21 protein-coding genes and 1 pseudogene are annotated in these 21,663 nt (G+C 73.8%); 10 read left to right on the top strand and 12 right to left on the bottom strand.

The features are described from left to right. A pseudogene (locus ACFY4B_RS36470) lies at positions 1 to 1,722 on the top strand (M4 family metallopeptidase); the annotation flags it as partial. 194 nt (positions 1,723 to 1,916) lie between these two features. Here the strand turns inward: ACFY4B_RS36470 and ACFY4B_RS36475 are convergent. The 7 genes from ACFY4B_RS36475 to ACFY4B_RS36505 all read right to left on the bottom strand — a co-directional run bounded on the left by ACFY4B_RS36475 (position 1,917) and on the right by ACFY4B_RS36505 (position 8,014). Then, entirely contained in the window at positions 1,917 to 2,702 is a 786-nt protein-coding gene (locus ACFY4B_RS36475; RefSeq protein WP_049659004.1) for an MHYT domain-containing protein, read from the bottom strand. Positions 2,703 to 3,156: 454 nt separating this feature from the next. Continuing rightward, positions 3,157 to 4,095: an SAM-dependent methyltransferase gene (locus tag ACFY4B_RS36480; RefSeq protein WP_387975408.1), complete on the bottom strand. Its 939-nt coding sequence runs from the start codon at positions 4,093 to 4,095 to the stop codon at positions 3,157 to 3,159. Then, entirely contained in the window at positions 4,092 to 4,715 is a 624-nt protein-coding gene (locus tag ACFY4B_RS36485; RefSeq protein ID WP_387975197.1) for a cysteine hydrolase family protein, read from the bottom strand. Before ACFY4B_RS36485 ends, ACFY4B_RS36480 begins: the two co-directional genes overlap by 4 nt. Then, entirely contained in the window at positions 4,712 to 5,845 is a 1,134-nt protein-coding gene (locus ACFY4B_RS36490; RefSeq protein WP_241853145.1) for an isocitrate/isopropylmalate family dehydrogenase, read from the bottom strand. The genes ACFY4B_RS36485 and ACFY4B_RS36490 overlap by 4 nt, the downstream gene beginning before the upstream one ends. Further along, the gene (locus ACFY4B_RS36495) at positions 5,842 to 6,378 is read right to left on the bottom strand and encodes an EF-hand domain-containing protein (protein WP_074005404.1); all 537 of its coding nucleotides are present in this window, start codon (positions 6,376 to 6,378) and stop codon (positions 5,842 to 5,844) included. Before ACFY4B_RS36495 ends, ACFY4B_RS36490 begins: the two co-directional genes overlap by 4 nt. A 252-nt stretch (positions 6,379 to 6,630) precedes the next feature. Beyond that, positions 6,631 to 7,503, bottom strand: coding sequence for a hypothetical protein (locus ACFY4B_RS36500; RefSeq protein ID WP_181970346.1), 873 nt, complete (start codon positions 7,501 to 7,503; stop codon positions 6,631 to 6,633). After that, positions 7,490 to 8,014: a SigE family RNA polymerase sigma factor gene (locus ACFY4B_RS36505; RefSeq protein ID WP_049660912.1), complete on the bottom strand. Its 525-nt coding sequence runs from the start codon at positions 8,012 to 8,014 to the stop codon at positions 7,490 to 7,492. Before ACFY4B_RS36505 ends, ACFY4B_RS36500 begins: the two co-directional genes overlap by 14 nt. Positions 8,015 to 8,235: 221 nt before the next feature. Between ACFY4B_RS36505 and ACFY4B_RS36510 the strand changes: the two genes are divergently transcribed. After that, positions 8,236 to 9,048: a maleylpyruvate isomerase family mycothiol-dependent enzyme gene (locus tag ACFY4B_RS36510; RefSeq protein ID WP_117484920.1), complete on the top strand. Its 813-nt coding sequence runs from the start codon at positions 8,236 to 8,238 to the stop codon at positions 9,046 to 9,048. Between the two features lie 59 nt (positions 9,049 to 9,107). Here the strand turns inward: ACFY4B_RS36510 and ACFY4B_RS36515 are convergent, their stop codons facing one another. After that, positions 9,108 to 9,392, bottom strand: a complete 285-nt coding sequence (locus tag ACFY4B_RS36515; RefSeq protein ID WP_117484918.1) for a hypothetical protein — start codon at positions 9,390 to 9,392, stop codon at positions 9,108 to 9,110. A 110-nt stretch (positions 9,393 to 9,502) separates the two neighbouring features. Then, positions 9,503 to 9,961 carry a MarR family winged helix-turn-helix transcriptional regulator gene (locus tag ACFY4B_RS36520; protein WP_049654428.1) on the bottom strand — a complete coding sequence of 153 codons (459 nt, stop codon included), beginning with the start codon at positions 9,959 to 9,961 and terminating at the stop codon, positions 9,503 to 9,505. Between the two features lie 145 nt (positions 9,962 to 10,106). Between ACFY4B_RS36520 and ACFY4B_RS36525 the strand changes: the two genes are divergently transcribed. The 4 genes from ACFY4B_RS36525 (at position 10,107) to ACFY4B_RS36540 (ending at position 15,051) form a co-directional block, all read left to right on the top strand. Next, positions 10,107 to 11,363, top strand: coding sequence for an alpha/beta hydrolase (locus ACFY4B_RS36525; protein WP_387975204.1), 1,257 nt, complete (start codon positions 10,107 to 10,109; stop codon positions 11,361 to 11,363). 126 nt (positions 11,364 to 11,489) lie between these two features. After that, entirely contained in the window at positions 11,490 to 12,023 is a 534-nt protein-coding gene (locus tag ACFY4B_RS36530; RefSeq protein ID WP_380780380.1) for a PadR family transcriptional regulator, read from the top strand. Continuing rightward, a complete protein-coding gene (locus ACFY4B_RS36535) occupies positions 12,020 to 12,706 on the top strand; it encodes an ABC transporter ATP-binding protein (RefSeq protein ID WP_049654433.1) in 687 nt (228 codons plus the stop codon). Before ACFY4B_RS36530 ends, ACFY4B_RS36535 begins: the two co-directional genes overlap by 4 nt. Further along, entirely contained in the window at positions 12,703 to 15,051 is a 2,349-nt protein-coding gene (locus tag ACFY4B_RS36540; protein ID WP_387975207.1) for an FtsX-like permease family protein, read from the top strand. The genes ACFY4B_RS36535 and ACFY4B_RS36540 overlap by 4 nt, the downstream gene beginning before the upstream one ends. Positions 15,052 to 15,199: 148 nt before the next feature. Here the strand turns inward: ACFY4B_RS36540 and ACFY4B_RS36545 are convergent, their stop codons facing one another. Further along, entirely contained in the window at positions 15,200 to 15,703 is a 504-nt protein-coding gene (locus ACFY4B_RS36545; protein ID WP_387975210.1) for a hypothetical protein, read from the bottom strand. A gap of 43 nt (positions 15,704 to 15,746) precedes the next feature. After that, positions 15,747 to 16,301, bottom strand: coding sequence for a hypothetical protein (locus ACFY4B_RS36550; protein ID WP_387975213.1), 555 nt, complete (start codon positions 16,299 to 16,301; stop codon positions 15,747 to 15,749). A gap of 471 nt (positions 16,302 to 16,772) precedes the next feature. On the opposite strand from ACFY4B_RS36550, the gene ACFY4B_RS36555 reads away from it, so the two are divergent. Continuing rightward, entirely contained in the window at positions 16,773 to 17,528 is a 756-nt protein-coding gene (locus tag ACFY4B_RS36555) for a S1 family peptidase (RefSeq protein ID WP_387975215.1), read from the top strand. A gap of 61 nt (positions 17,529 to 17,589) precedes the next feature. Here the strand turns inward: ACFY4B_RS36555 and ACFY4B_RS36560 are convergent, their stop codons facing one another. Then, positions 17,590 to 18,570: an endonuclease/exonuclease/phosphatase family protein gene (locus ACFY4B_RS36560; RefSeq protein WP_387975218.1), complete on the bottom strand. Its 981-nt coding sequence runs from the start codon at positions 18,568 to 18,570 to the stop codon at positions 17,590 to 17,592. Between the two features lie 400 nt (positions 18,571 to 18,970). Between ACFY4B_RS36560 and ACFY4B_RS36565 the strand changes: the two genes are divergently transcribed. Genes ACFY4B_RS36565 through ACFY4B_RS36575 form a run of 3 tightly spaced genes read left to right on the top strand, consistent with a single transcriptional unit; the run spans position 18,971 to position 21,575 of the window. Next, a complete protein-coding gene (locus ACFY4B_RS36565) occupies positions 18,971 to 19,714 on the top strand; it encodes an ATP-binding cassette domain-containing protein (RefSeq protein WP_387975220.1) in 744 nt (247 codons plus the stop codon). Positions 19,715 to 19,716: 2 nt separating this feature from the next. Then, positions 19,717 to 20,976: a hypothetical protein gene (locus ACFY4B_RS36570; protein ID WP_387975223.1), complete on the top strand. Its 1,260-nt coding sequence runs from the start codon at positions 19,717 to 19,719 to the stop codon at positions 20,974 to 20,976. Then, complete coding sequence (locus ACFY4B_RS36575; protein WP_387975226.1) at positions 20,973 to 21,575, top strand: hypothetical protein; 603 nt, start codon at positions 20,973 to 20,975, stop codon at positions 21,573 to 21,575. The genes ACFY4B_RS36570 and ACFY4B_RS36575 overlap by 4 nt, the downstream gene beginning before the upstream one ends. Positions 21,576 to 21,663 lie beyond the last annotated feature (88 nt).

Raw genomic sequence — 21,663 nt, forward strand, 5'->3', positions numbered from 1 at the left:
CTGCCCGTGGTCGGCGGCGACGCGGTCGTCCTCGCCGACGCCCAGGGCAAGGTCCGCGCCCTGCAGTCCGCCGCCACCGGCCCCGTCGGCGGCTCCACCGCCCCGCAGGTCAGCGCCGAGCACGCCGAGAAGACCGCCCGCACCAAGCTGGCCGCCGTCGACTCCGTCGAGTCCCGCCGCCTGGTCGTGCGCGTCAAGGACGGCACCGGCCGCCTGGCCTGGGAGACCGTCCTCACCGGCCACAAGGGCAGCGCCCCCAGCCGCCTGCACGTCTTCGTGGACGCCACCACCGGCGAGGTCGTCGACAGCTACGACGACGTGCGCGCCGGCACCATCAACAGCGAGTGGAACGGCCCCGCGCCCGTCACCATCAGCACCACCAACTCCGGCGGCTCGTACTCGCTGCGCGACCCGAACCGGCCCGGCCTGTCCTGTTCCGACTACAGCACCGGCCAGGTCTTCTCCAAGTCCAGCGACTCCTGGGGCACCGGCAGCGCCTCCAGCAAGGAGACCGGCTGCGGCGACGCGATGTTCGCGGCCCAGAAGGAATGGGACATGCTCCGCGACTGGCTCGGTCGCAACGGGCACAACGGCAACGGCGGCAGCTGGCCGGTCAAGGTCGGCCTCAACGACGTCAACGCCTACTGGGACGGCAGCACGATATCCATCGGCCACAGCCAGGCCAACAAGTGGATCGCCTCCATCGACGTCGTCGGCCACGAGTTCGGCCACGGCATCGACCAGTACACCCCCGGCGGCGCCAACAACGAGTCCGGCCTGGGCGAGGCCACCGGCGACATCATGGGCGCGCTGACCGAGTCGTACGCCAACGAGCCCGCCCCGTACGACTCCCCGGACTACACCGTCGGCGAGATGATCAACCTGGTCGGCAACGGCCCGATCCGCAACATGTACAACCCCTCCCTGGTGAGCAACAACCCCAACTGCTACTCCTCCTCCATCCCGCAGACCGAGGAGCACGCGGCGGCCGGCCCGCTCAACCACTGGTTCTACCTGCTCGCCGAGGGCTCCAACCCCGGCGGCGGCAAGCCCACCAGCCCCACCTGCAACAACTCCTCCGTCACCGGCATCGGCATCAAGGACGCCGGCCGGGTCTTCTACGGCGGCATGCTGCTCAAGACCAGCGGCATGACCTACAAGCGCTACCGCACCGCCACCCTGACCGCCGCCAAGAGCCTCGACCCGACCTGCACCTTCTTCAACCGGGCCAAGGCCGCCTGGGACGCCGTCAGCGTCCCCGCCCAGAGCGGCGACCCCACCTGCTCCAACAACGGCAGCAACGACTTCTCGCTCTCCCTCGGCCCGGCCTCCGGCTCCGCCCAGCCCGGCGCCTCCACCACCTCCACGGTGAGCACCGCCGTCACCTCCGGCACCGCCCAGACCGTGAGCCTCACCGCCTCCGGCCTCCCGGCGGGCGTCACCGCGAGCTTCAACCCCTCGTCGGTGCAGGCCGGTTCCTCCTCCACCCTGACCCTGTCCGCCGCCTCCAGCGCCGCGACCGGGACCTACCAGATCACCGTCACCGGCACCGCCGGCGCCACCACCCACACCGCCCAGTACAGCCTCACCGTCGGCGGCGGGGGCACCCCCAACCCCGGCGGCACCTGGACCGCCGGCACCACCTACCAGGCGGGCGACGTCGTGACCTACAACGGCGCCTCCTACCGCTGCCTCCAGGGCCACACCGCCATGGTCGGCTGGGAGCCGCCGAACGTCCCGGCGCTGTGGCAGGCCGTGTGACCCGCACGCGCTGACACCCCGTGAAGCCGCTGCGCCGCGGCCCGTCGAGGGGGACGGGCCGCGGCGCGGCCGTACGCGCGAAACGCCCCGGGGGCGGCCCGTTGTCCGGGCCGCCCCCGGGGCGTCGGTGCCGTGCGCGCGGCACGGCGGGCCGGTCAGGCGCCGCGGTCGAAGAGCTTGACGCGCAGCGGCTCCCGGGCCGGCACGTCGACCGGGTCCTGCGGGGAGAGGGTGAGGACGAACCCGCCGATCGCGATGACGGCCATGATGGCGACGGCGAGCGGGACGACGAACTGGGAGGCGGGCAGGCCGGCGGGCAGGAGCCGGTCGTCCAGCCGGACGGAGACGGAGGCCATCCCGGTGTAGTGCATGGCGGTGACCGCGACCCCGGCGATGAGGGAGGCGACCAGCGAGGCGGCGAAGCCGGTGATGTTGAGGGTCATCCACAGCGCCGCGGTGGCGGCGGCCACGGCGATGGCGATGGAGACGGCCACCAGGACGGGGTCGTAGGAGACCACGCCCTGGACCTGCATGGCGGCCATGCCGAGGTAGTGCATGGCCGCGACGCCGCAGCCGGTGACGGTGCCGCCGATCAGCAGGGAGGCGAGCGTCCTGCGGCGGTAGCCGACGTACAGGACGCCGGCGCCGACGACGACGATGGCCAGCAGGAGGCTGCCGAGGGTCTCGGGGACGCGGTAGACGACGGACGAGCCGGTGACGGCGAAGCCCATCATCGCCATGAAGTGCATGGTCCAGATGCCGCAGCCGAGTTCGACCGCGGACAGCAGCAGCCACCCCAGGCGGCGGGCCGGCGGCAGGGTCAGGGCCCGTACGGTGCAGCGCAGTCCGAGCGCCGCGCCGGTGCAGGCGATGAGGTAGGACAGGACCGGGTTGATCCAGCCGTAGTGGAACCCGTCGATGTGGGCGGTGTGGGGATGCATGGTCACCTGGAGTGCGTTCGTGCGGGGGGACGGGCGGAACGCGCTTCTGCCCGGGCCGGTGCGGCGACTGCGGGGTCTGCCGGTCCGGCCGGGGATCAGGATCCGATTCCTGAAGGATCGTATAGCGACGAACAGTTTCAGCGAAATCGACAACCGGGTGAACCGATGAGGATCGGTCAGGTGAATCCGCCGGCGTCCGGCATTTCCCGGCCCCTACGCCGGTCGCTAGGAAATCGGCGAAGTCCCTTATGGTTCACCGGAATTGACGCGAACCCTGGGCCCGGGCGGGGCTGCGCGAGGTGTCGGAATCCATGATCGACATTACGTCGAGTAATGCGGTTTTCGCAGCGGGTGCATCCTTTTCCCTTTCGGAAAACCCCTTGGATAATCCCGCCCGTCCGGCGGGGGAGCCCCCCCGCCGAACGGCAGGGAATACCGCGGAATGCCGCGGAATTCAGCGGCGGCCCGGGATGCCGCCCGGCCGACCGCGGCGGGCGGCGAAGACCCAGCGGTTGGCCGCCAGGGCGTCGTCCGGCTCCGGCGCCGGACCGCGGCCGTGCAGGGCGGTGAAGTCGTACGGGCTGCGCACGGCCACCGTCCAGCCCAGGCGGGTGAGTTCCGCGGCGGAGTCGGGGCGGGGGCCGGCGTCGAAGAGGGCGCGCAGGTCGATGCCGAGCCGCTCCCGGGCCGCGACGTACGCGGGGGCCGTGCGCACCGCCGGTGGTTCGGCGGCCACGTCCTTGAGCTCGTACGCCAGGGTGCTGCCGGGCGCGCTGAGCCGGTGCACGGTGGCCATCAGCCGTCGTTCGGCCTCGGCGGGGAGGTAGAGCAGCAGCCCCTCGGCGAGCCACGCGGTCGGCTCCGCCGGGTCGAAGCCGCCCTCCAGCAGCGGCCCGGCCCAGTCGCCGCGGAGGTCGGCGGCCAGCGGGCGGCGCTCGGTGGCGGGGGCCGCGCCCGCCGCGTCGAGGACCGCCCGTTTGAAGGCCAGCACCTGCTCGGTGTCGATCTCGTGGAGGACGCGGCCGGGCGGCCAGTCGAGCCGGTACGCCCGGGAGTCCAGGCCCGCGCCCAGGATGACGACCTGGCGCGTGCCGGCCCGCGCCGCGGCCAGCAGGTGGTCGTCCAGGACGCGGGTGCGCAGCCCGAAGTAGCGCCCGAGGCGCCCCCACAGCGGGTCGGCCTCCGCGTCGGGGACCTGGTCGGGGTGGAGGGGCCAGTGCGCCGAGGCGGGGGAGGCGCGCACGAAGTGCTCGGCGAGCGGGTCGCGGGCCAGGGCGTCGGGGCGGTGGGTCTCGATGGCGCGGGCGGCCGCCACCAGCAGGGCGGTACGGCCCACTCCGGAGGCGACGCCGTGCGCCGCGGCCGCGGCCGTCCCGTCCTCCGGTCCGGTCAGGGCGTGCACGGGTCCTCCTCGTGCACGGGCGCCGTCCACGCCGCGGGGTCGTCGCCGGTGGTGGTGCGGGCGCCGTACAGGACGCGCATGAACCGCAGGACCTCGTCGTGGGGCAGGTGCAGGGAGGTGGTGCAGTCCGTCAGGACGGTGATGTGGAAGCCCTTCTGGAAGGCGGTGCGGGCGGTGGAGTCCACGCAGACGTCGGCGTAGAGGCCGGCGAAGACGAGGTGCCCGGTGCCGCCGGCGCGCAGGTGCTCCTCCAGGCCGTCGCCGAGGAAGGCGTCGAAGCAGGCCCGTTTGGTGAAGACCCGCTCGCCCGGGGCCGGGGTCACCCCGTGGAACCGGGCTCCCCAGGTGCCCTCCAGGCACTTCGGCCGCTTGCCCAGCCGCCGGTCCCGCGCGCGCCAGGCCGCGCCCTGGTGGGCGGTGTCGCCGAGGAAGCGGACGAACACCACCTCCACGCCCGCGCGCCGGGCCAGGTCCACCGCCCGGACGCTGTTGGCGACCACGGCGTCCAGGACGGCGCCGTCGCCGCCGAACCGGGCCCTGGCCACCGGCCCGGTGCAGAAGTCGTTCTGCAGGTCCACCACCACCAGGGCCGTTCCCGTCCGGGCGCTCACGGCCCGCCCACCGGGGCGGTGGATCCGGTGGGCGCGTCGGGCAGGTCGAGGACGTCGACCAGCGCGTCGACCACCGCGGTGGTGGAGTGCCGGCCGCCGAGGTCCGGGGTGTGCACGCCCTTGTCGTCCAGGACGGCCAGGGCGGTCTCGACCGCCCCGACGGCGCCGGGCACCGCGGCGTGCCGCTCGGCGACGAGGGCCGCGGCGCGCAGGGTGGCCACCGGGTTGACCAGGTCGCGCCCGGCCAGGTCGTCGGCGGACCCGTGCACGGTCTGGTACTCCACCAGTCCGGCCGCGCCGGGGCCGAGGTACACGTTCTCCGTGCAGCGGCTCTCCTGCCGCTGGGCGCCGAAGCGGTCCAGCAGGACCACGTGCATGATGTCGGCCCACTCGTTCCCGGCGATCAGCAGGGTGCGGTCCGGCAGGCCGTGGGTGATGAGGTTGCGGTTCACGGTGTCGGGCTGGAACACCTCGATCCGTATGCCCAGCCGCTCGGCGATGTCGGCGACCCAGGCGTCGAACGCGCCGTCCAGGAGATGGAACTTGTAGGCCATGACGATGCGGTCGATCCGCCCGTCGGGCCATTCGCGCCGGGCCCGCTCCAGGGCGTGGCGGACGACGGCCTCGGTGGTCTCCCGGCTGAAGGCCATGGTGCGGACGACCTCTCCCGGGGTGTGCCGGTTCTCCCCGGTGTAGAAGCCCTGGGCCTGGTCGCGGACCAGGAGCAGTGACGTTTCTCCTTCCCGTAACAGGTCGACCTTGACGGCGCGCAGGCGGTGGCGCACCAGGTACAGGGACTGGGCGTTGATCGCGGTGCGGAAGACGGCCGTGGTGCCGGCGTCGGCGAGGTCTCGGCAGAACCGCTCGTAGTGCTCCGCGTCCTGCCCGGTCAGGTCCTGGATCCCGGCGGGGCCGGCCAGCGAGCGCAGCGAGACGTAGGAGTGGTAGAGGCGCGGGGAGCGGACGATCCGCACGCCCGTGGGGCGGGCGGCGGTGAGCACCCGCAGGACGCGTTCGAAGACGGCGGCGAGCTCGGGGCCGGTGCCCCGGCCCACCGCCAGCCCGATCGCGGGCTGCCCGGCGACGGGCACCGGCGCCGGGCCGGTGCCCTGGTGGGCGGCCGGGGTCACCGGGCCGTCCCGGGGACCAGGCGGTCGCCGGGGATGCCGGCCTTCTCGGGGCGGTAGTAGTCGCGGATGCCCTCCGCCCAGACGGCGACCGGGACGCGGTCGCCGTCCACCGGGCCGAACGCGTCGAACAGGGCCGTGGTGTTCCGGTGGTCGAACCCGATCGCGGTCATCAGGGCGAGGAAGTCGGGGCGGGTGACCAGGCCGTCGCCGTCCGGGTCGCCGAGCTCGGAGAGCGCCCGGGCGAACTCGTCGATGGTGGCGTCGAAGCGCTCCGGGTCGAGCACGACGGCGGTGAACTCCTCGGGGCTGATCCGTCCGTCGCCGTCGGCGTCCAGCTCGGTCACCAGCGTGCGCCAGTAGCGCTGCAGGGCGTCGAGCAGCCGGTCCCTGGCCTCCTCGTCGGCCTGGGGGAGCGCCGCGACGACACGGCTGCCCATCAGGTCGAAGTCGGCCGGTTCGATGGCGCCGTTCCCGTCGGCGTCGAACAGTGAGAACACGAGCCCGACACGGTCGGTGGCTGCGGTGGTGGGCATGGCGGTACACCTCGGTCTTCCGGACGAAGGGCGCCGGGCCCGTGCCTCGGCGACCGCTCCACTATCCGGTCCCGGCCCGGCCGTCGGCGCGCGAAGTACGGCCGGACCACCCGATCGTGGGCAATGCGCCCGCGCGCGCATGACGGGCCGGTCGGTTGGACAGATAGTCAGGCTGGCTCGTGCGACGGCCCGCAGCCGCCGCCGGGGTGCCGTCCGACCCCTCGCGCGTGGCGAGGGGCCGGACGGCGGGGCCTACGGCGTTGCCGCCCGGCCCGTGGGGCCCGGCGAGCGGCCGCCCGGCGGGGCGGAGCGGACGGAGTCGAAGGCCTGCCGCGCCTGGCGCACCGTCGGGTCGGAGGCCTGTCGCAGGCAGGCCGTCACCTCGACCACCGCGGCGGGGCCGTCGCGGTCGATGGCGCGCAGGCCGGTCAGTTCGCGGTCGCCGCCGAGCGCCGCGCACTCCTTGTCGAGGGCCGTGTCGCCCAGCCCGGACGGGTCCGGGCCGAGCTTCTCGGCCAGCCCCTGGCCGTCCACCAGCCGGAACGCGAGTACGGCGCCGTCCACGGCCAGCCGCCCGGCGAGCGGGCAGCGGGCCGCGACCGTCGCGCACGACGGGGACGCCCCCAGCGGCTGGGTGCCGAGGTAGCCGAACCGCTCCCGGGGGTCGGCGCTCGACGCGGCCAGGGCGTGCCAGTTCACCGGCGGGTCGAGGACCATCTCGGGCAGCCGGGGGAAGAAGACCGTCGCCCCGCTCCCGGCGGACGGTTCCCCCGGCACTGTCGGGGCGGGCGAGACCGACGGGGCCGGCGCCGCCGCCGGGGGCGACAGGACCGGGGCGGACACGGAGCCCGCGGGCCCCGTCGCGGCCCCCCGCACCGGTGCCGGCGCGAGAGCGGGCGCGGCGGCCAGCACGGCGGCGGTGAGTCCGGCGGTGAGGCCCGCGGCGAGCCCGGCCGCCCGCCGCCGGCGCCTGGACCGCTCGACCCGGGCGAGGACGCGCTCCATCCGGTCCTCCGGCGAACCGAGGGCCGGGACGGCCCGGTGGAGCAGGATCCGCAGCTCCTCCTCGTCGTCGGGCCCGCCGTCGCCCGGACCGTACGGGTCGAGCAGGTCAGCGCCGTTCACGGGGTCCCCCGTCCAGCAGGAGTTCCCGGGCCGGCAGCCGGCCGCGCAGGCCGGCCAGCGCCCGGTGCGTCTGGCTCTTGACGGTGCCCGTGCTGCAGCGCAGCACCTCGGCGGTCTCCTCGACGCTGAGGTCCTCGAAGAAGCGCAGCACCACCACGGCCCGCTGACGCGGCGGCAGCGACCGCACCGCCTCGGCGACCACCCGGCCGAGCACCACCCCGTCGTACGGGTCCGGGCCCGGCGGCGGCTCCGGCAGTTCGCCGTGCGGCAGCTCCCCGGTCCAGCGGCGCCGCCACCAGGAGACGTGGCAGTTCACCAGGACCTTCCGCAGGTACGCCTCGGGCCGGTCGGGGGCGATGCGCGTCCATCTGGGCCAGACCTTGGCGAGCGCCGTCTGCAGCAGGTCCTCGGCCTGGTGCGGGTCGCCGGTCAGCAGCCAGGCGGTGCGCAGGAGCTTGGGCCCGCAGGCGGCGACGAACTCCTCGAAGTCCGGCGGTGTCGCGTTCGTCATCCTGCCGTCGTCCCCGCCATGGTGTCCGTGCCGTACCCGTCTGCCGTGGCGGCCGCCCGGGCCGCGTGTTCGTTCTTGCTCTCACGGCAGCTCGACGCGTCGGGGGGCGGTTCGGGTTGCCTGCGGGCGCGGACCCGCGAGCCGGTCCGGGAGTCGGCCCGGTGCCCCGGGCGGTGCCGGGACCTGGACAGCGGCGCGGCACTCGTCCACGCTTCACCTCCATGACTCTCCCCCCGCACTCTCCCGGTGCCGCGCGCACCGCGCTCTTCGAAGAGGTCACCGCGGTCGGCGACGAGGCCGTCGCCCTGCTCGCCGGCTGCCGCGGCGACACCCGGATCCCCGGCGCCGAGTGGACGGTCGCCGAGGCGGCCGCCCACCTGGCGATGGCCAACGAGCTGATGGCCGCGCTGGCCGCCGGCGAGGAACGGCCGTACGGGGACGGCACCCCGGGCTCGCTGGCCGCGGCGAACGCGGCCTCGCTGGCCGAGCGGCCCGAACGGGACCCGGACGTGCTCGCCGGGGAGATCGCCCGGCGGGCACGGGAGTTCACCGTGGCGGCCGCGCCGCGCGCGGGCACCGAGCCGGTGTCGACCCCGCTCGGCCGGATGGACCTGGACACCCTCGGCGCCTACCTGCTGACCCACATGCTGGGCCACCTCTACGACATCGCCGTCGCCCTCGGCCGCCCGCACCCGATCGACCGGCGCCGGGTCGGGCTGGCGATGCCGTTCGTGCGCACGGTCATGCCGCGGGTGACGGACGCCCGCGCCGCGGCCGGCCACAGCGCCTGCTACCGGCTGCGCGGCCGGGGCCTGGACGGGTTCGCGGTGACCTTCACGGACGGCGCCGCCGCGGTGAGCCAGGACCCGCCCCGCCGCCCGGACTGCACGATCCTCGTCGAACCGGTGGCGTTCCTGCTCATCGCGCTGGGCCGGCGCAGCGCCCCCGGCGCCCTGCTGCGCGGCGAGGTGCTCGCCTGGGGCCGCCGCCCCTGGCTGGCCCCGTCCTTCCCCGGGCTGTTCGCCGCCCCCTGACCCCTGACCCCTGACCCCGCCGGGCGGCCCGCCCGGGCCGGGGCCGGGCCGGGCCCGGGTTACGCCGGACCGGGGGCGCGGGCCGCCGCGCCCCCCTCGGCGTCGCGGCACGCCCCGCAGGTGTTCCAGCGCGGCCGGCCGGGCCCGGGGGAGCGGTGCGGGGCGAGGGTCATCTCGGAGGTGCGCAGGCCGCACAGGGTGAGCGGCCCGCAGACGCCCGAGGCCTCCGCGGGGGCGGCGTGCGCCATCCGTACCGGGTTCTCGGGGTCCGCCGGCACGCGGCCGGGGCCGAGGATCCGCACGTTGGTCGGCGTATCGGGTTCGAGCACGATGACGGTGTCCACCTCCACAACCTCGCCGCAACGCCGCCCCCCTGCACCCGCACAGCGGCATCCGGCCCAGCCCCGGCGCCCCCGGACGTCAGGGGCGCCCCCGCTCCGGCTGGTTCACGGCGTCACAGCCGGTCGTAGACGGCGGACAGCCGCTGCAGCACCTCGGTGGCCCGGTCGAGGGCGTCGTCGTCGTAGTCGCCCAGGTCGCCGTGCAGGGCGTCGGCCAGCGCCCGCTGGCGCTGGTCGTGCAGGGCCCGGCCGGTGTCGGTGAGGGCGACCAGGACGGAGCGCTTGTCCTCGGGCTGGCGGGTGCGGGTGACGTAGCCGGCCGCGACCAGGCCGTTGACCAGCTGGGTGGTGGCGGCGCCGGTGGTCTCGGTGCCGGCGGCGAGCCCGCCGATGCTGAGGGGGCCCTGCTCGGCCAGGGTGCGCAGGGCCCGGGCGTGGGTGAGGGAGAGCGCGCCGGGGGTGCGGGTGGCGCGTCCGCGCAGCCGGGCGTCGGCGGCGCTGAGGCGGTAGGCGGCGCGGGCCAGGCGGTCGAGCGCCCGGGCGCGGTCGTCGGTGGGTGGCGGCTCGGCCATTGGTCGGTCCTCTTCGTCGGGTTGACAGCAGCCTAGCCTCGGGACTTAATAGCTAAGTACTTATTCATTAAGTGCTTAGCCAATCGGATCCCGCCGGGGGACCCGCAACCGGATCCCCCCGTCGGACCCCGTAGAGGAGACCGTCATGACCGTCCGTTCCACCGGCCAGAGCTGGGCCCTGGACATCGCCCTCGCCCAGGGCGGCTTCGACGCGCTGCACCCCGAGGCCGTCGGAACCATGGAGCAGCTGGGCCACGACCACACCGACTTCGCCAAGGTCTTCGCCCTCGTCAGGAGCGGCGCGATGCTGCCCAAGGCGTGGGCGACGGTGGCCGGCCAGGCCGAGGAGCGCGCCGCCCACCACGAGCGCGGCGGTTTCGCGCAGACCGCCGCCGACCTCTACCTGAGGGCGGCCGTGATGTGGGGCCGGGCGCAGTACTCGCTCTTCGACGCCGCCGACCCGCGCAAGGCGGCCATGCGCGAGCGCGCCAACCACTGCGTGGAGCGCCTGGGCGCGCTGCGCGAGGGCCGGGTGCGGCGGGTGGAGCTGGACTTCGAGGGCTCGCGGATCTTCGCCCTGCTGCACCTGCCGGCCGGGCCGGTCCGCAACGCGCCGGCCGTCATCCTCGGCCCCGGGATGGACATGATCAAGGAGGACTACATCTGGGCGGCCGAGCGCTACTACACCTCGCGCGGGATGGTCGCGCTGTCCATCGAGGGGCCGGGCCAGGGCGAGAGCCGCGCCGGCGGGCTGACCGTCGACCTCGGCAACTACGAGCGGGCGATCGGCCGCTACCTCGACCACCTGGCCGCGCTCCCGGAGGTCGACGCCGACCGGATCGGCATGTTCGGCATCTCGATGAGCGGCTACTGGGGCTCCCGGGCGGCCGCGGCCGATGGCCGCCTGGCCGCGCTCGCCGCCTTCGAGGCCGTCACCGGGGACTTCGCGACGATCTTCGAGCGCGCCCAGCCGACCTTCAAGAACAACTACATGTACATGGCCGGGTACACCGACGAGGAGGCCTTCGACCGCGACCTCGCCCACCGCATGCCGCTCGGCGACCTGGTGGCCGACATCGCCTGCCCGGTGCTCCACGGCATCGGCGAGTTCGACGAGCTCACCGACCTCGCCCAGGCCCTGGAGAGCTTCGAGCGCATCCGGGCGCCGAAGGAGCTGCGGGTCTACGAGGACGAGTTCCACCCGCTCGGGGGAGTGGCGGCCGAGGTCTTCCGGTTCGGGGCGGAGTGGCTGGAGCGGGCCCTGGCCGGCGAGTTCACCGACCCCGGACGGGACGTGCGCCACTACGTCCACCGCGACGGCCGCACCACCGACGGCAGCGCCGACCCGGCATGGTGGCTCGGCACCGCCCCCGCCCCGCTCACCGCGCTGCGCCGCGGCTGACCCGCGCGGACGGACGGCCGCGCCCCGGGGCACCTCCACGCCCCGGGGCGTTCCCCCGAGCCCTGCGGCGACCCCGTACACCTCGCTATACATGCCATGTATACATGGTGTGTATAGTCCTTGATCATGTCACTCGGACAGATGCTCCTCGGCTTCCTGGAAGCCCAGCCCCGCCACGGCTACGACATCAAACGCCTCTACGACGAGCACTTCGGCCGCGACCGCGCCCTGCACTACGGACAGGTGTACGCCACCCTCTCCCGCCTGCTGAAGAACGGCCACGTCGTCGTCGAGGGCGTGGAAGCCGGCGGCGGCCCGGACCGCAAGCGCTACGCCATCACCGACGCCGGCGTCACCGACCTCGCCGACTGGCTCGCCCACCCCGAGGACCCGCAGCCCTACCTGCAGAGCACCCTCTACCAGAAGGTCGTGCTCGCCATCCTCACCGGCCGCTCCGCCGCCGACGTCCTCGACACCCAACGCGCCGAACACCTGCGGACCATGCGCGAACTGACCCGCCGCAAACTCGCCGGCGACCTCGCCGACGAACTGATCTGCGACCACGCCCTGTTCCACCTCGAAGCCGACCTGCGCTGGCTCGAACTCACCGCCGCCCGCCTCGACGACCTCACCGCCCGCCTGACGGAGACCCAGCGTTGACCACCGCCGAACCCCTCCTCCACGCCCAGGACCTGCACAAGTCCTTCGGCCCCACCCCGGCCCTCGCCGGCGCCTCGCTCACCGTCGCCGCCGGCGAACTCGTCGCCGTCATGGGCCCCTCCGGCTCCGGCAAGTCCACCCTCCTGCACTGCCTCGCCGGCATCACCCGCCCCGACCAGGGCACCATCACCTACCAGGGCCGCTCCCTCACCACCAGCACCGACAGCGAACTCAGCGCCCTGCGCCGCACCCACTTCGGCTTCCTCTTCCAGTTCGGCCAACTCGTCCCCGAACTCTCCTGCCTGGAGAACGTCGCCCTCCCGCTGCGCCTGAACGGCACCCGCCGCAAAGCCGCCGAAGCCCGCGCCGCCGAATGGCTGGAACGCCTGGAAGTCGCCGACACCGCCGCCAAACGCCCCGGCGAGATCTCCGGCGGCCAGGGCCAACGCGTCGGCGCCGCCCGCGCCCTGATCACCGGCCCCCGAGCCGTCTTCGCCGACGAACCCACCGGCGCCCTCGACTCCCTCAACGGCGAACGCGTCATGAAACTGCTCACCCGCGCCGCCCGCGAGAGCGGCGCCGCCGTCGTCCTCGTCACCCACGACGTACGGGTCGCCGCCTACGCCGACCGCGAGATCGTCGTCCGCGACGGCCGCACCCGCGACCTGGCCACCACCCGGTGAGCGCCACCGACCCCCGGGTCCGCCGACCGCACCTGGACCAACTCGCCCTCGGCGCCCGGCTCGCCGTCACCAGCGGACGGGACGGCTGGGGACGCCTGCTGCTCACCGCCTGCGGCGTCGGCCTCGGCGTGGCCCTCCTGCTCTTCACCGCCTCCTTCCCCGGCCTCGTCCACCACCGCGACCAGCGCCTCTACACCCAGAACGACACCTTCCGGGACGAGGACCTGCCCACCCCCGGCGACCGCACCGTCCTCGTCGCCACCGCCGACACCACATTCCACGGCACCCCCGTCCGCGGCCGCGTCGTCCAACCCGAAGGCCCCGACGCCGCACTCCCGCCCGGCCTCGCCGCCTACCCGGCCCCCGGCACGATGGCCGTCTCCCCGGCCCTCGCCGACCTCCTCAAGGACCCCGCCAACCACCTGCTGCGCGAACGCCTGCCCTACCCCGTGACCGGCACCATCGGCCCCGCCGGACTGCTCGGACCCGGCCAGGCCGACTACGTCCTCGGCGGCGACCACCTCTCGGTCGACACCGGCGCCGTCCGGATCACCGAGTTCGGCCACTTCTCACCGCCCAAAGCCATGGACCCCAAACTGGTCCTGCTCAACGCCGTCGGCCTGACCGTGATGCTCGCCCCGGTCGGCGTCTTCCTCGCCGCCGCCGCCCGCTTCGGCGGCGAACGCCGCGACCGCCGGCTCGCCGCACTGCGCCTGGGCGGCGCCGACCGCCGGATGACCGCCCGGATCGCCGCGGGGGAGTCCCTGGTGGGAACGGTGCTGGGCCTGGCCGCGGGAACGGCGCTCTTCCTCCTCGGCCGGCAGCTCATCGGACGCGTCCGCCTCGCCGGATTCAGCTTCTACCCCGAGGACGTCGCACCCCAGCCCGCCATCGCCGCCGCGATCGCCGTCGTCGTCCCGCTCATGGCCGTCGGCGTCACCCTGCTCGCCATGCGCCGGGCCGCCCTCGACCCGCTCGGCACCGTCCGCCGCTCCGACCCCGGCCGGCGCCGCATCGGATGGCGCCTCATGCTGCCACTGGCCGGCCTGTCCCTGACGGTCTTCGCCCTCACCCTCTCCGACCCGGCCCAGGGCACCCGCGGCTCACTCCTCGTCGCGTTCGGCGTGCTGCTCACCCTCACCGGCGTCTGCACCCTCCTGCCCTGGCTCGTCGAAGCCGTCACCCGACGGGCCGGCGGCGGCCCCCTGTCCTGGCAACTCGCCACCCGCCGCCTGCAGACGGGCTCCGGACCGGCCGCCACCGCCGTCAGCGGCGTCGTCGTCGCCATCGCCGGCGCCATCGCCCTGCAGACGCTCTTCCTCGGCATCAGCACCCAGTACGAGCAGTACGCCCGGCCCCAGCCCACCACCGGCCCCTACCGGCAGTCGGTGACCTTCCCCGGCGGCGGCCCCACCGCCGACGCCCTCGCCGACCGCCTCGCCCGCAGCCCCGGGATCCAGGCCACCGCCGCCTACACCGAGTTCGCCCTGGAGAGCGCCACGGCCAAGTCCTGGGAACTGCCCTCGGTCCGCATCGCCTCCTGCGCCGTCCTGCGCGGATTCGCCACCCTGCCCCACTGCGAGGACGGCGACGCCTTCGCCCTCCAGGGTCCGACCGCCCGCCCCGGCACCGACCCCGTCCCGCCCGGAACGACCGTCCACGCCGCCTACTACCGCGGCACCGGCGAACCGGCCCCCTTCCCCCTGCCCGCCCCGACCGCCACCGTCACCCCCGTCCAGGACGCCGACCCCAACGGCCGCATCGGATCAGGTCTGCTCCTGCTCACCCCCGCCGCCGTCCCCGCCGACGCCCTGCGCGGACAGCCGGCCACCGTCCTGGTCTCACTCGCCGACGCCCTCCCGGACCCGAACGAACACCTCACCACCGCCGTCATGGCGATCGACCCCCAGGCCCGCACCGAATTCCCGCTCGACCCCGCCCCCGACGCCACCTACCTCGCCGTCAAACGCCTGCTGACCGCCGGATCGGCGATCACCCTCCTGCTGGTCGCCCTCAGCCTGCTGGTCGGCCAACTGGAACGCCTGCGCGAACAGCGCCGCGTCCTCGGCGTCCTGAACGCCGTCGGCACCCCCCGACGCGTCCTTGCCCTGTCCGTCCTGTGGCAGACCCTCCTCCCGGTGGCCCTCGGCCTGGCCCTGGCCACCGCCGCCGGCCTCCTGACCGGAACGGTCCTCCAGTACTCCTCCGGCGTCCCCCTGAACACCGACTGGGCCTCCCTGCTCGCCATGACCGCCACCGCCGCGGGCGCCGTCCTCCTCACCACCGCCCTCGGCCTGCCCCAACTCCTGCGCCTGATGCGCCCGGACGCCCTGCGCCACGAATAACCCCGCCCCCCGCCCGGACGGCGCCGCCCCCGGCGCCGTCCGGCGGATCCGCGTGGCGGAAGAGCGTGCCGCTGCCGGTGCAGGTCCCGACCATCGTCGCGCCCCGGATGCCATCCGCGGTGACCGGGCTCGGCACAGGCCTTCGCTGTCACAGACCGAGTTCCTCCGCTCCTGGGAGCGTCGTCGTTCCCGCTACGACGACGAATCCGTCGAGGGAGTCGACGATGGTCCGCAGCCCTGCTGCCTGGAGGATGGTGTCCAGAGCCTTGTCCATGGTGGAGGTGACCGCCTGGCACAGGACGTCGGCCGGGCTGCCGGGTTCGGCAGTGTCGATCATGGCGTCGAGGTCGGCGCCTTCCTGCCATGCGACGCGGAGCGAGCCGGCCGGGAAGGCGTCGTCGGCCGGGCCGGGGAAGACCCGGACACCAGGTACACCCGGTCCGGTGCTGATCGGCAGGCCGGCCAGGTCCAGGGCCCGCTTGAGGCGTGGCAGGATCCGCTCGGTGCGCAGGTCTCCGCGCAACTGCTCCGCCTGCTCCTCCAAGCCGAGGAACTCGGCGAACTCCAAGAGACTCCGCAGGCCGAGCCGGGGTCCGTTCCGGTCCTGGTCTTCATCGTCGGTGGGAGCCGACGGGGAGTGTCCGCTGTTCATGTACGCCTTTCTCATGGCAGGAGAGGAAGCCGGTCGTCCGCCGTCACGACGGATCGCCGTCACCACCGGCCAGGTCGAGAATCCGGCCGACCTCTTCGAAGATCTCTTCCCGGGTGTAGGCCTTGAGACTGATCAGCGAGGTCATCATGGTCGCCGTCAGCGCGGCGAGGTCCACGAGCAGGTCGTAGAACCTGTTCTCGCCTTCGGTCCAGACACGCGCCAGGATCACCGGAGCCTCGGTGATGGTGGAGGGGTCGAAGAACGCCCCGAGGAGGGCGGGCACCTGGTCCTGCCACGGGACGTCCCTGCCACGTCCTTCTCTCCGGTCCTCGGCCGCCTTGGCCAGAAGGTTCCGCATGAGCTTGTCCGGTTCGATGCCGTGGTGTTCGGCGAACAGGCCGGTGACGGCGGCGCCGGCGAAGGCGACGCCGGCGGCGAGGAACGAGATGTTCTCCATGCCGCCGGCGGCGACGTCCTTGCGGGCGGTGGCTGCCACGACACGGCACACCGGGTGCTCGGAGCGCACGGCAGCTGTTAGGCAGGCGGGGTCCAACGAGGCGCGCAGGAGCGCGAAGACCGGGTCGTCAGCAGCAGGCATGGCCTCATCCTGCTCCGTCGGCGGACTCCTGTCCGGCGATTCGGTAATCGTCTGCTGACATCCCGTGATGCCGACGAACTCCGAGGACACACGAGACGGGACGTGCCGACCGCGCCGGCGCGCGCGACGGCGGGACGGTCCTTCAGCCCGTGCGGCAGTGCCGTGATCTCCCCGGTCTCCGTACCCGTTCCAGCGCTCCTGGTATCCCGCCGCGGCGTTCCAGGCAGAGACGAACGCGCAGGTCAGGGCACATGTCGCCGTTCCAGCGTCCCGAACCGCCGGGCAGCGCTGGCGGGCGGGACGGAATCCGGGGCAGCCTGTGGTCCGGCGGTGATCGGCACGGCCACCCCGGCGTCGGCGCCGTACCCCGGTGCCGACGCCGACCGTGCCCGGTGCGGTCCGCCGCCAAGCGCGGCCGACCGCACCGAACGAACCCACCACGTACCACCCGACCCCAGAAGGAGCCCTCCCATGCGCACCCCGAACCGACGCCCGCTCGCCGTCCTGCTGGCCGCCGCCGGGCTGGTGGCCGTCGCGGCCACCCCCGCCGTCGCCGTCCACGGCGGATCGGACACCACGACCAGGTCCCACCCGTTCGTCGTGGCCCTGGAGACCGCCGCCGGCGAGCAGTGGTGCACCGGCGCGCTGATCGCGCCGACCAAGGTGCTCACCGCGGGCCACTGCGTCGCCGAGGCGGACGACCCGGGCACGCTGCGGGTGATCGCCGGGAGGACCGACCTGACCGGCACCGGCGGCCAGGTCCGCCGGGTGAAGGGCTACCGGGTGGACCCGCGCTACACCCCCGGCCTGGACCACGACTCCGCCGTCCTCACCCTGGACCGCCCGCTGCCGCAGAAGCCGGTCCGGGTGGCGCGGCAGGGCGACGAGGCGCTGTACCGCAACGGCCGCACGGCCACACTGCTGGGCTTCGGCCGCACCGGCTCGGACGGCCCCGGCACGCACCTCAAGCAGGCGGTGCTGACGCTGGCCCCGCCGGCCTCCTGCGACCCGTACACCGAGCCCGGCGACTCGCCCCTGCTCAAGGTCTGCGGCCTTCCGAAGGCCGGCACGACGGACAGCGTCTGCAAGGGGGACTCGGGCGGGCCGCTGGTGGCCGGCGGCGTGGTGATCGGCGTGGTCTCCACCGGTAACAAGTACTGCGACACCCAGTTCCCGGTCTCGGTGTTCACCCGGGCCACCGACGTCCCCGCGCAGCTGCTGTCCTAGACGTACCCGTGGCCGCGGGGGGCGAAGTGCTCGCGGCGGTCGGCCCCCCCGCGTTCAGGGTTCAGCGCAGGACGGCGAGTTCGGCCACCACGGCCCGGTGGTCGCTGCGCGGCAGGGCGTGCTCGGAGACGTCGACGGCGGTGAGCGCGGGCCCGTGCAGGACGTGGTCGATCTGGATCACGGCCGGGACGCGGTAGTCGGGGTGGTCCTGGGGCCAGGTGGGGAAGAGGCCCGCGCCGAGCTCCTTGTGGGTGTCGGTCAGGCCGGTGCCGATCAGGTCGCGCATCGGCTTGTGGTCGAGGGTGGCGTTGAAGTCGCCCAGCAGGACCGCGTTGTGGTTGCGTCCGGGCGCGGCGGCGCGCAGGCCGTGCAGGTCCTCGGCCCAGCGGCGGGCGTCGCCGAGCGGGTAGTAGGTGTGGACGGCGACGAGCTGCACCGGGCGGCCGCCGACGTCGACGGTCAGGTTGGTGGTCGGCCAGGCCGGGTCGGCGGCGGAGCCGACGGGCAGCCGGGTGTAGAGCGCGGTGTCGGTGCCGGCCGGCCGCTCCCGGTGGGGCAGCAGGGTGCGGATGCCGGCCGCGTCCAGGGCGTCGGCGGCGGAGTCGCTCTGCTCCTCGACCGCGAGCACGTCGATCCGCTGCTCGCGCACCAGGTCGACCAGGGACTTCGGCGAGACCTGCCCCATGAAGTTGTTGCTGGTCGCCACCCGCAGCCGGGGCGCGTCGGCGGGCGCGTGGGCCCCGTCCGGGACGAACCGGGGTACCAGCCACCACAGTTGCAGCACCACCAGCGCGGCCGCGACCCCGGTCAGCCACCGAGCGCGCAGCACCGCCACCACCGCCAGCAGCAGCACGCTGAGCAGCGCCGCGTACGGCAGCCCGGCCATCGGCAGGGCCAGCACCGTGCCGTCGTCCCACCCGAGCAGCCGCACCACCGCGAGCCCGGCCGGGCCCAGCAGCAGCACCCCGCACCCGACCAGCGCGGCGAGCCGCCAACGGCTCCGGCCGGCGGGCGACGCGCTCTTCGACGTACGGTCCGTCACGGTGCTCCTTCCAGGGCGGCGGCCGGCAGCCATGATCACCGGCCGCCGTCGAGAAGGACGGACGCCCGCGCCCGGGGCCCGGTTCCGCACCACCGGCCGAAGCCGGGCCCCGCGCCGATCTGTACGGCATCATCGGATCCGAACTTTCGTAGCAGGCCTCGCGGCACAGCCCTCCAGAAGGAAGACGGTGCAGATCAACGGATGTGAGCATGCTTCCGTCGCCATCTCCGGGGAGGAACGCTCCGACACGTGCCGGCGCCCGCATGGATGCCCCGGCTGTGTCACCGCCCGGACAGGTGTGCAGTGGGATAGCCGATGCTGCACGTGTCTGTGGGAAAGCGTCCGGGTGACGCGGCACCACATCTCTCACCAGCTCAGAATGCAAAGCGGATCGGTGATCATGCCTGTTCAAGTAACTGACTGCTCCTTCGGCTACCGCAAGGGCTCCCGGGTCCTGGACTCCTTCAGCCTCCGCCTGGGAGAAGGGTGCAGCGTGCTGCTCGGCCCGAACGGCGCCGGCAAGTCGACCCTGCTGGGCCTGATCGCCTCCGCTCTCAGGCCCGAGACCGGTCGCATCACCCTTGACGGGTTGGACACGAGCAGTTCCAAGGACCTCAAGGCCTACCGCCGGAAGGTCGGCTGGCTCCCTCAGCACGTGCGGCCGGTGCCCGGCCTGCGAGTGCGGGAACAGGCGGCCTACGCGGGCTGGCTCAAGGGCATGTCGCGGAGCGAGGCCTGGGAGCGGTCCCGGCAGGCCATCGAGAAGGTCGGGCTCACCTCGCTCGCGGACCGGCGCAGCGGGGAACTCTCCGGTGGACAGTTACGACGGTTGGGGATCGCCCAGACCCTGGTACACGACGCCCAGGTCGTGCTCCTGGACGAGCCCACGGCGGGACTCGACCCGGTCCAGCGCGGAGTCTTCCGGGAACTGATCGGCGAGCTGCGCCACCTCACGAGTTTCGTCGTCTCCACTCATCAGACCGAGGACCTGGCCGAGACCTACGACTCGGTCGTCGTCCTCGACCAGGGAAAGGTGCGTCATCAAGGGCCCATCGATTCCTTCCTGACGCTCGCGCCGCACGGTGTCCCCGCGGAACGCCGTGCCGAGACCGCCTATGCCGGCATCGTCACCGGGGAGGTCTGACCGTGCCCTGGCGCACCATCTTCCGGATCTCGTCAGCCGTGCGGGCCATGCCCGTCCTGCTCGTGTGGATCACGATGTACAGCGGCAGAATGACCGGCTGGATCACCGACGGCTACTGGCCTTCCGTCACCGCCCAGAGCAGCTTCCTGCTCAGCTTCACAGCGCCCGCCGTCGCGGCCTGCGGGGCCTGGGAAGGCCTCAAGGTGCGCCGGTCCGCGGTCCTCGGTACGGCACCCGCCCGTTCCGCCACCGCCATCGCCCTCCCCCTCCTGGCCCCCACCCTGGCCCTGGGCACCGTGTCCGTCCTGGCTGCCCTCGCCCTGTTCGTGCCGCAGGCCGGCGGCCTCCCGGGCTGGTCCACCCCCGTCGTCATCCTCCTGGAACTGCTGGTCGTCCTCGCGCACACCGTGGCCGGCTACGTACTCGGACATGTCCTGCCGCGGCTGCTCGCCGTGCCCCTGACCCTCGTCGCCAGCTTCCTCTGGATGGCCTACCCGTCGACCCTCGACGCCTTCTGGGTCCGTCAGCTCAACGGCCGCAACCTCACCGAGTGCTGCGCGCTGGACCAACTGCCGGCCACCCGGGCGGTCCTCGCGCCGACCGTCGTGGCTGTCGGGATGGTGGTCGCCGCCTGGATCTGGACGAGGCTGCGCGGGAACTACCGGCTGACCGCCGTCCTGGCACTGGTGGCCACGGCGACGGCAGGGGCGGGGATCGCGGCACCTCTCGGATACCGCGCAGCGCAAGCACGTCCGGAAAGCGAGCAGACCTGCACCACGGCGGCGCCACGGGTGTGCCTGTGGCCCGAGCAGCGGGCCGACGCCACCAGCATCACCGACTGGGCGGTCGAGGCCCACCAGCGTCTCCAAGCCGTTGGTCTGGCACAGCCCTTGACGGTGGCACCGTTATCCGCCCGGCCCGGTAAGGACGAGGTGCAATCACTCGTCGCGCTGGGGTACATCCCCAACGGGGCTCCCGACTGCGCCAAGGAGTCGTTCGCCCGCTGGCCCGGCGTGGAGGCGGTCGCCCCACTGTCGTCCTGGCTGAAGCTCACGGCCGGAGTCACCCCCAGGACGGTCGAAGGCAGCTACCGGCCACAGGAGGTGCAGATCGCCCGTCAGGTCATGACACTCCCGCAGGGTGAACAGCTCGCGTGGTTCCGGAAGAACGCGGACACATTGGGTCGCTGCGACGTCAAGCCGGTCCTGGACCCCGCGCAGTACCATCAGCCGGGCGCGCCCTCCTTCCAGGCGGCCCGATGATCTGGTGGCTGCGCATCAGGTACGTGCCCGCCGTCGCCGTCGGCCTGCTCTCCTGCATCCTGCTGGGCAGCGGCGCCGACTCCGTGACGGTCCCCATCCCGGTGGTGATCGGCGGGCTGACGTTCGACCTGCCCATGTCCTCGCTCCTTCCGCTGGTTCCCGTCTGCCTGATCCTGGAGGGCCAGGCCCGTGCCGACGCTGTCGCGGAGCGCGTCGCGGTCCGCGCCGTGGGCGGATGGGACGCGGTCTTCATGGCCGCATGTGTCGTGGTCTGCGCGCTGGCCGCCGTCGTGGCATCCACGGCGGGCGCGGGCAGCGCCGCCACCGCCCTGGCCCGCGACTTCGCCGGCTACCTCGGCCTCGCCCTCATCATCCGCTGGCTCGCGGGAGGGCGAGTCGCCACGGCGGCCACTGCGCTGTTCCCCTTCCTGTGCGCCTCCTTCGGTCTGGTGCACAACAGGCCCGGCATCTGGGCCTGGCCACTGCACGACGCCAGATCAGTTACCGCGTCGATACAAGCTCTGGTCCTGCTTGCCATCGGTGCTCTCTCGCTCGTCGTCCCCCCGTTGCGCCGGCGTGCCGGTGTCGATGGCGACTGACGTCTCGATCGCTGTCGGAGCGGGACCGTCGGATGAAGGGGGCCTCGGTCGTGGCCGCACCGATGACGTGCCCGCCCGAGTCGCGGCA

The organism is Kitasatospora sp. NPDC001261 (assembly GCF_042896795.1).
Classification (GTDB): Bacteria; Actinomycetota; Actinomycetes; order Streptomycetales; family Streptomycetaceae; genus Kitasatospora.

Excerpts from the sequence above, each read along its gene's own strand:
- ACFY4B_RS36475 (WP_049659004.1), bottom strand. The coding sequence starts at position 2,702 with ATGCATCCCCACACCGCCCACATCGACGGGTTCCACTACGGCTGGATC.
- ACFY4B_RS36495 (WP_074005404.1), bottom strand. The coding sequence starts at position 6,378 with ATGCCCACCACCGCAGCCACCGACCGTGTCGGGCTCGTGTTCTCACTG.
- ACFY4B_RS36505 (WP_049660912.1), bottom strand. The coding sequence starts at position 8,014 with ATGACGAACGCGACACCGCCGGACTTCGAGGAGTTCGTCGCCGCCTGC.
- ACFY4B_RS36510 (WP_117484920.1), top strand. The coding sequence starts at position 8,236 with ATGACTCTCCCCCCGCACTCTCCCGGTGCCGCGCGCACCGCGCTCTTC.
- ACFY4B_RS36520 (WP_049654428.1), bottom strand. The coding sequence starts at position 9,961 with ATGGCCGAGCCGCCACCCACCGACGACCGCGCCCGGGCGCTCGACCGC.
- ACFY4B_RS36525 (WP_387975204.1), top strand. The coding sequence starts at position 10,107 with ATGACCGTCCGTTCCACCGGCCAGAGCTGGGCCCTGGACATCGCCCTC.
- ACFY4B_RS36530 (WP_380780380.1), top strand. The coding sequence starts at position 11,490 with ATGTCACTCGGACAGATGCTCCTCGGCTTCCTGGAAGCCCAGCCCCGC.
- ACFY4B_RS36545 (WP_387975210.1), bottom strand. The coding sequence starts at position 15,703 with ATGAACAGCGGACACTCCCCGTCGGCTCCCACCGACGATGAAGACCAG.
- ACFY4B_RS36550 (WP_387975213.1), bottom strand. The coding sequence starts at position 16,301 with ATGCCTGCTGCTGACGACCCGGTCTTCGCGCTCCTGCGCGCCTCGTTG.
- ACFY4B_RS36555 (WP_387975215.1), top strand. The coding sequence starts at position 16,773 with ATGCGCACCCCGAACCGACGCCCGCTCGCCGTCCTGCTGGCCGCCGCC.
- ACFY4B_RS36565 (WP_387975220.1), top strand. The coding sequence starts at position 18,971 with ATGCCTGTTCAAGTAACTGACTGCTCCTTCGGCTACCGCAAGGGCTCC.
- ACFY4B_RS36575 (WP_387975226.1), top strand. The coding sequence starts at position 20,973 with ATGATCTGGTGGCTGCGCATCAGGTACGTGCCCGCCGTCGCCGTCGGC.